Origin of the sequence: Chitinophaga sp., assembly GCF_036566945.1 — a bacterium.
GTDB lineage: Bacteria > Bacteroidota > Bacteroidia > Chitinophagales > Chitinophagaceae > Chitinophaga.
In genome coordinates this window covers 1-8,737 of record NZ_DATCVJ010000305.1, presented here as the reverse complement: position 1 = coordinate 8,737, position 8,737 = coordinate 1, and the positions used below count along the sequence as shown (strand labels likewise).

5 protein-coding genes are annotated in these 8,737 nt (G+C 46.0%); 2 read left to right on the top strand and 3 right to left on the bottom strand.

Going from position 1 to position 8,737, the window contains the following annotated elements:
* Window positions 1-2,107 (bottom strand): ligand-binding sensor domain-containing protein (locus VIP81_RS08975; RefSeq protein WP_331958694.1); only part of this gene is annotated, 2,107 nt, incomplete at its 3' end.
* A gap of 148 nt (window positions 2,108-2,255) precedes the next feature.
* Window positions 2,256-3,731 carry a proline--tRNA ligase gene (gene proS / locus VIP81_RS08970; RefSeq protein WP_331958691.1) on the bottom strand — a complete coding sequence of 492 codons (1,476 nt, stop codon included), beginning with the start codon at window positions 3,729-3,731 and terminating at the stop codon, window positions 2,256-2,258.
* Between the two features lie 283 nt (window positions 3,732-4,014).
* Between proS and VIP81_RS08965 the strand changes: the two genes are divergently transcribed.
* Complete coding sequence (locus VIP81_RS08965) at window positions 4,015-5,040, top strand: hypothetical protein (RefSeq protein WP_331958688.1); 1,026 nt, start codon at window positions 4,015-4,017, stop codon at window positions 5,038-5,040.
* Between the two features lie 159 nt (window positions 5,041-5,199).
* Window positions 5,200-6,753 (top strand): hypothetical protein, encoded by a 1,554-nt coding sequence (locus VIP81_RS08960; RefSeq protein ID WP_331958685.1) that lies wholly within the window; start codon window positions 5,200-5,202, stop codon window positions 6,751-6,753.
* A 65-nt stretch (window positions 6,754-6,818) separates the two neighbouring features.
* On the opposite strand, the gene VIP81_RS08955 is transcribed toward VIP81_RS08960, so the two are convergent.
* Window positions 6,819-8,737, bottom strand: a 1,919-nt coding sequence (locus VIP81_RS08955; protein ID WP_331958682.1) for an FtsX-like permease family protein, incomplete at its 5' end; no start/stop codon positions are given.

Genomic DNA, 8,737 nt, shown 5'->3' with positions numbered 1-8,737 from the left:
AATCGCTCTTATATTTGCGGGCTCTCACCATCAACTTGTAACTACCTGGTTGTAAATCAGGGAACGGTATAATGTTCGACATGGTAGTAACCCAGCCGTTGGTGGTATCTCCCGAAAAATTATACTGGTACTCTACCAGCTCCGGCAGATCAAAAACGATGGTGCCAAATTCCGCTTCAAAAGAAGCCTTTCTCTTATACAGGTGTACAAAGTTGTTAGCTGGCAGGAAAGTACTGTCACCGTAGCGGATATTATTCAGGTAGATGACCGGCGCGATGGTATCCACGGGGATATGATCCGCATTGAAATAGCACAGACCATTGGAAGTTGCGATGTACAATGTGTTATTATCTGAATATACGCCACGGATATCATCGGAATTGAGTCCGTCGTTGGACGTGATGTTACGGGTGATGGACTGTGTTTTCACATCAATTACCGATACACCGCGGTTAGTAGCCACATACAAACGGCCAATGCCATCGTAGTAGAGCTGCTGACAAATATCGCTGGCCAGGTCATTGGCAGACCACAGGTGTTTCACGATCATATCATGCTGCATCACATAAATACCCTGATCGCTGGTACCAATCCACAGGGAGCCATCTATCCATTTCAGGTCTTTGATACTTACTTTGCGCAGCGTATCTGCTCCGGCGGGCAATAGCTGCCGCTTTCCATCCGTACAGAAGTACAGGCCGGCGTTGGTGCCTACATAATAAGCCGAGTCATTGACACAGGCAATAGAGGTCACCAGCATGTCGAGGTCACCGATGGTATAATCATCGAGTGCGATCACCTGATTTTTGGCGGCCAGCCTGATTTTGCCGGCTGGCGACACATCTACATCCTTCAGCATTTTTACAGCCTTCAGGAGAGATGTTTTATGCGTGAGCGTATTAAAGTTATACAGTCCGTTGTCGGTGCCTATGAGTACATTATCGTCTTTATGCGGTAAAATAGCCAGCACGCTATTACGGCCGGAAGTAGTGTCCAGGGTAAACTGGTTGCTGATACGGTTATCCCCATCCATCAGGTTAAGTACACCGGCATTTTGCCCGACCAGCAACAGGTTATTTTTTTTATCCTTGCTGATACTAAAAATAGAATGTGAGTATAAGCCATTGGTATTATCCAGGTAGCTGAAGTAAAAATTTTTGTAGGGGATATTGTATACGCCGTCACCGAAAGTGGTGATCCAGATGTTACCATCTCTGTCTTTCAACAGGGAAGTGATGTAGTGGTTATCGAGTAGCTTGATGGTTTTATGTTCTCCTTTAAAAAATCCTTTGAGGAAGTACAATGCGCGCTGGGTACCCACCCAGAGGTTGTCATTGTCAATACACATATGACTGATATCGTCATGAATGCCCCATTCCGCGCCATTAAAGAAGCACATGGCATCTTTAGCAGCATAGGAGTAAATGGTGTTGCGAACAATCACGACGGCATTGTCGTTAACACGGGTGCGCAAGGCAGGATCATCTAACGGGAACGGGCAAACGGGATATAATTTCTGGTCAGGGTTGTTGGGATCTTTCAGGCTTTCCAGGTGAAAAGATGCCTGGAGGGGATGGAAGATGGTGTCATTACGCATCATGAAAAACAAGTCCGCGCCGGCGGCGCCGAGCTTGTCGTAAATGGTTTCTTTGCCGTTGTACTGAACAATGCGGTTGTTGGTATTAAGGAACCATGCTACGCCGTTTTTGCCTTCAAAGGCATACTGCATGTAGTGGCTACGGCTGTTGAACCGTAGGGTGCTATCGTTTTCTTCGCTATGAATAATGGATTGATGGTAGAAAGAGGGCTTGCCGTTGAGGGTAAAAAACCATACCCTTCCCCTGGAGTCGGCGGCGAGTTTGGTGACGTCGTTATCAGTAAGACCGTCTTTTTTGGCGTAGTTACGGAAGCGTTTTCCGTCAAATTTACTAACGCCGGTGGGAGTAGCAAACCATATGAAACCGTCTTTATCCTGCACAGCAGCATAAACAGTGGCGTTGGCCAGTCCATCCTTCACATTGTAGTTACGGATCATCAGCCCCTGAGCCAGGCTTGTAGTAACAGTGCAAAAGAAGACCAATCCCCATAACATTATGTAACGGTTCAAGGGCATTGGATAAATTTAGTAAATATGATAGAAAGAATGACGAATTACGAATTACGAATTACGGATTGGTGGGTAGATCTTAGCGGAAACCTTCACATCTATCTCCCCACCAATCCGTAATTCGTAATTCGTAATTCGTAATTCTTTTCTAGTATGCTCTTGCGAACAACACCCTTTCTTTGGAAGGCTTACCTGTCAGAATACAAGTACCGGCTTCCTGCGGATTATCGAGCGGGATGCAGCGAATAGTCGCTTTTGTGCGGTCTTTGATTTTCTCTTCTGTTTCGGCGGTACCATCCCAGTGAGCAGCAATGAAGCCACCTTTTTCTTCGAGTACTTTTTCAAATTCTTCAAAAGTATCTACACGGGTAATGTGACTGTCGCGGTAAGCTTTAGCCTTATTAAAGAGGTTGAGTTGTATTTCTTCCAGCAGTTCCTGAATGCGGGCTGGTAAACCATCCAGCGACAGGCTCATTTTTTCTTTGGTATCGCGACGGGTAACTTCCGCCACGTTGTTTTCGAGATCTCTCGCGCCAATGGCTATACGAACAGGTACGCCTTTCATTTCGTACTCTGCAAATTTCCAGCCTGGGCGGTTGTTATCGGAATCATCGTATTTCACGCTGATACCGGCGCTTCTCAGTTCTTTAACGATCACGTTTACCTTTTCATCAAGACCCGCTTTCTGATCGGGGCCTTTATAGATAGGTACGATTACGACCTGGATAGGTGCAATTTTAGGAGGCATTACCAGTCCTTCATCATCGCTGTGTACCATGATCAGGGCACCGATAAGACGGGTGGATACGCCCCAGGAAGTAGCCCATACATAGTCCAGTTTATTTTCCTTGTTGGAGAACTGCACATCAAATGCTTTGGCGAAGTTTTGGCCGAGGAAGTGAGAGGTACCTGCCTGTAAGGCTTTACCATCCTGCATCATCGCTTCTACGCAATAGGTTTCTACTGCGCCGGCAAATCTTTCGCTGGCGGTTTTGATACCACGTACCACCGGTACCGCCATGAAGTTTTCGGCGAAATCAGCGTAGATGTTGAGCATCTGTTCTGTTTCTGCCACGGCTTCAGCAGAGGTAGCGTGTGCGGTATGACCTTCCTGCCAGAGGAATTCGGTGGTGCGGAGAAACAGGCGGGTACGCATTTCCCAACGCACTACGTTGGCCCACTGATTGATCAGGAGGGGTAAGTCGCGGTAAGACTGGATCCAGTCTTTATATGTATTCCAGATAATTGTTTCAGAGGTAGGGCGAACGATAAGTTCTTCAGCTAATTTAGCTTCCGGGTCAACGATGACGCCGCCGCCATCAGGATCGTTTTTCAGGCGATAGTGGGTGACCACAGCGCATTCTTTGGCGAATCCTTCAATATGGGCAGCTTCTTTGCTCAGGAAGCTTTTAGGGATGAACAGCGGGAAGTACGCATTCTGGTGACCGGTTTCCTTGAATTTGCGATCCAGTACATCGCGCATGGCTTCCCATAGTGCAAAACCGTATGGCTTGATCACCATACATCCTTTTACTGCGGAATAATCTGCCAGGCCGCCTTTCAATACCAGGTCATTATACCATTTTGAATAGTCTTCCGAACGGGCTGTAATCTCTTTACTCATAAAAATTATACCTTATTTATATATCGTTAGTTTTAAGCTTTTTTCGTTTCAATTTGTCGTGACAAAATTAAATACCCCAGCCGGCTGACAAAGGCTGAATTGGCTTAATTTTTGTCACTATATGTAAGGAGAAAATGTCACAAACATAGATGAAAAACATAACTGTGCAAACAGTTATCAGAAAATAATATAACCTCGACTATGTTATTGTAACTTTCCTCCTATTAAATCCGTTAAAAAGGAGTAAATTTACTACACGAATCACGCTTAAAACATATTTCAAATGAAGCCTATATTATACATTGGACTGGCCGCATCGCTCGCACTGGGAGCGTGTTCCAGTACCTATAAAACGGCTCAGACCCCGGATGATGTATACTATTCTCCGCGTCAGCAGCAGCGTACCTATGCCTCCAATGATGGTTCGAACGGTAATAGTAAGCAGGATGAAAATGATGCTAACTATGTGCAGGGAGATCAAACTGATGGCGGCACCTATGTAACATACCAGGATGAAGATCAGGGCGATTATCAACGTCGTCTGAACAGATTTGGCAGTAGCAGCAACTATTCCGGTGATTACTGGGATGGTTACAATGCAGCATCCAGCATGTATATGATGGGAGGCTATGGCATGGGATACGGTGGATTTGGCATGGGATACAGCCCATACAGCAGTTTTTATGGTCCTTCCCTGAGTCTTGGCATTGGCTGGGGCATGGGTGGTTATTATAGCCCATGGGGTTATGGTGGCGGATGGGGATATCCTTACATCGGCAGCTACTGGCCTTCTTACTACTATCCATACTATGGTGGTGGCTATTATGGCGGTGGCGGATACTACGGACATGGTGGTTACTATGGCGGTGGTTACATCAGCCGTCCTTCCAGTTCCTATGGTCCGGTAAGAGCGAGTGGCGAAAGAATACAAAGAGTTAATTATACCAACAGTGGTGGTACCGGTGGCGGTGGTTATACCCGTCCTAACAGAAGCGGTACTTTGCAACCAGTCAATGGTGGTGGTAATGGTGGCACTGTAAATCCAGGCGGATCAGTGGAAAGACCACGCCGGGTATTCCAGCAGTCAAACTCTGAAAGACCTGTGACCAGACCTGTTTACCAGAACAGTAATAACAATAGTGGCAGCAACAACGGTGGTTATTCCCGTCCGCAACGCGTTGAATATAGCAGACCAGCTCCTTCTCCTGCACCTAGCTACACGCCTTCCAACTCCGGCGGAAGCGGTGGTCGCAGCAGCGGCGGAAGCGGTGGCGGTGGATACAGCCGTCCTTCCAGAGGTGGTCGTTAATAAAAATATTATCAAGATAAGCGTAGCCTAAAAACCTACGCTTATTTTTTATCTCATACAAGGTTTTGCCCATATAACCGTTATACAACAAATTGCAGCACACGTTAGCATCATTAGAATAGCCTGCAAAGCAAATCTCATTTTTTAAGTATACAGATCATGATTAAAAGACTTTATCCTCTTTTAGGCGGCTTGTTTATATCTGTAACAGCCATGGCCCAAAGTTCCAACGACGCACTACTTTATTCACCTATGCAGCCTCAGGGTACAGCGAGAACACAGGCACTGGGTGGAGCAGGTATTGGTCTTGGAGGAGATTACTCATCCGCACATCTTAACCCGGCAGGTATTGCCATTTTTAAGACCGGTGAATTTCACATCTCAGGCGGTGTTGGCATCTCCCAGTTTACCTCTAATTACCTTGGTAATAACCAGCTGGATAATAAAGGAACCCGTTCCAACTTCCAGCTGCCCTCTATCGGCGTGGTGATGGCCACCAATAAGAACAGTGGCAGCAGTACCTGGAACAATATTACTTTTTCATTAGGCATGGAGCGTTTGGCCAATTATAATAACAAAATGCTCATCGCAGGACGTAATAATAAAACCTCTTTATCTGATTCCTGGATAGATGACCTTTTTAATAATGCCAGTGATGCCACGCTGGGACTGGGTTTTGATCTTGGTTACGATACTTACCTAATCAATAAGTACGCAGTCTCCCCCGGTGATACCACCTTTATGTCGCAGGCTTCCCCTTCCAGGCAAATAGGGAATCTGGCTGGTATACAGCAAAGAGGCACCCTCCAGACAGAAGGAGGCATGAATGAATATACCTTTGCTATTGGTGGTAATTATGGCGATCGTTTGTACATAGGTGGTAGCATTAATTTGCCCAGCATTAATTATAAAGAAACACTTACCTGGTCAGAAGATGACGCCACCGGCAATGGCAACAACGGGTTTAACTTCTCCGACTACAACAGGTACCTGAAGCGCACGGGCTTAGGGTTTAATGCTAAACTGGGTATTTTGTATAAAGTATCTGATCACTTCAGGTTAGGTGGAACTTTCGCTACGCCTACCTGGTATTCTATCCACGACAGCTACACTGCTGAGCTTCACTCTGATTCAGAAGATGGCCAGGGTGTGATATCCGCATACTCTATTGACCTGAACCAGGGATATCCCACAGAAAGCGATTATAACTATACTGCTCCTTTACGCGCAGGCGCCGGTGCTTCTTACTTTTTTGGCAATCTGGCCGAACCTAAAACCACACAAGGTTTCATTACAGCAGATTACGAATTTGTAAACCAGGCTTCCGGTAAATTCAAAATGGGTAGTGATCAGGGATCTGTAGCAGGTGTTAATAATAATATCAAAGCTATCTATAAATCCACCTCCAATGTTCGTGTAGGCGCTGAGGTTAGATTCCAGGCGATGTATGCGTTGAGAGCTGGTTTTGCTTCCTATGGCAATCCTTACAGCAATGATACTTACAATGCCGGTGTAAATGCTTCCCGCAAGACTTACAGCGGTGGTGTTGGTTACCGTAATAAAGGTTTTTATGCGGATGCTACCTACACCTATACACAGGGGAAAGACAGATACCAGCCTTATGAAATATATGAGGAAGGATTTTCGCCTGCTGCTGCCAGACTGGATTACACCAGAAGTAACATCGTGCTGACATTAGGGTTTAAATTCTAAATAGCTGTCGTCATCATAAAAAAACGTCCGGGTGTAATTACATCCGGACGTTTTTTTTAGTGCAATTATTCCATTTTCAAGCTCTTCACCGGATTCTCCAACGCTGCGCGTATTGCCTGTACACTCACTGTCAGCAGCGTGATCAACAGCATAGCACCACCTACCAGTAAAAATACGTCGGCGCCTAAACGAATATGATAGGCGAAACTATTCAGCCAGCGATCCATGCAATACCAGGCCAGCGGTAACCCTATCAATACGGCGATCAATACCGCCCGCAGGAATTCCCGCGACAGCATCATCACTACATTGGCAGCAGTGGCGCCCAATACTTTACGGATACTGATTTCTTTGCGCTTACTTTCTGCGGTGAAAGTGGCCAGTCCAAAGAGTCCCAGACAGGAGATCAGCACGGCCAATGCAGTGAAATATTTAGATAGCGCCGCTACCCTTTTCTCAGCGGTATACTGCGCCTGGTAGTCTTCATCCAGGAATTTATAATCGAATGTAAAGCCGGGGTTATAAGTATTGTAGAAAGCCGATAGCCGCTCCAGCACTGCTGTTGTTTGGCCTGCTTTTATTTTCACCATCACCGTCGTATTTTGAAAATCCAGCATAAAGAACATCGGCTTGATGATTTCATGGAGCGATTGAAAATGAAAGTCTTTCGCCACGCCGGCGATCTCCAGTTTCCTGTCGCTGAATTCAATGACTTTCCCTACCGGATCGGTAATGCCCAGGGCTTTGATAGCGGCTTCATTGAAAATAATTTTGGTATTATCTGTACCGAAGTCCCGGGAAAACGGGCGACCAGCGGCCATTTCAATACCCAGTGTTTCTATCATGTCATAATTCACCATCATAGGGCGACACTGAATTGTTTCCACTGCCCCTCTCCCCTTCCAGGTATATCCCATTGTTGGCGCGCCCTGCACGTTTCCGACCATGCCGGAGGCATTTACCACGCCGGGAATTCTTTTCAGTGCTGCTAAAAATGCCGGCATGTTTTGCGGTACTTTTCCTTCGGCATCAAAGTACACCACGTTATCTTTATCGTATCCTGTATTTTTAGATTGCACATAAGCGATTTGCCGGTATACTGTGATCACCGCCACCATAAATAAAACGGATAGGGTAAACTGGAAAACCACTAATCCCTTTCGGGCCAGCAGCTGCCCCGTGGCTTGCTGGATCTTTCCTTTCAACACGGCCAGCGGGCTAAAGCCGGAAAGATATAAAGCCGGATAACTGCCTGCCAGCAAGCCCGTTGTCAGCGTAATGCCCAGCACCGCCAGTACTAATCCAGGGGTGAGCTGTAATGTCAGCATTTTGCCGGTGAGCTGATTAAAATGTGGTAGTAGCACCATGACTATTATCAAAGCAATGATCAGTGACAAAAAGGTGAGCAGCATAGATTCGCTGAGGTATTGCCCGATCAGCGTAACGCGATTGGCACCTACTGCTTTGCGGATACCCATTTCCTTCATTCTTCCGGAAGCTTTGGCCGTAGAAAGATTCACAAAATTGATGCTGGCAATCAGGATGATAAACAATGCAATCAGCGAAAACAGTTTTACATAACTGATCCTGCCGCCCACTGCTACGCCATTTTCATAATTCCCATAGAGGTAGCTATCGCTGTAATGTTGCAGGAATAAGGTTCTTGGACTGGTGGCTCCTTTTGTAATATTGGTCATGAAGCTACTCAGCTTTGCATTGAAGGCAGGAATATCAGTCCCTTTTTTCATGACCAGATAGGTCAGAAAAGGCCCTTGCGGGTCCAGCGCTGTTATACTCATGATATCTTTGAATGCATCAAAAGGCAATATAAAATCGAACTGGGTGGAGGAGTTCGTGGGTATTTCTTTAAAAACGCCGGTAACGATACTGCTTTTTTTGACGAGGTCAAATTGCCAGGTAATCGTTTTACCAACAGCATTTTCATCGTTGGCGAAAAGCTCTTTCGCCAGCTTATCAGAAATCA

Coding starts and splice junctions, on each gene's coding strand:
- proS (WP_331958691.1), bottom strand. CDS start 3,731: ATGAGTAAAGAGATTACAGCCCGTTCGGAAGACTATTCAAAATGGTAT.
- VIP81_RS08965 (WP_331958688.1), top strand. CDS start 4,015: ATGAAGCCTATATTATACATTGGACTGGCCGCATCGCTCGCACTGGGA.
- VIP81_RS08960 (WP_331958685.1), top strand. CDS start 5,200: ATGATTAAAAGACTTTATCCTCTTTTAGGCGGCTTGTTTATATCTGTA.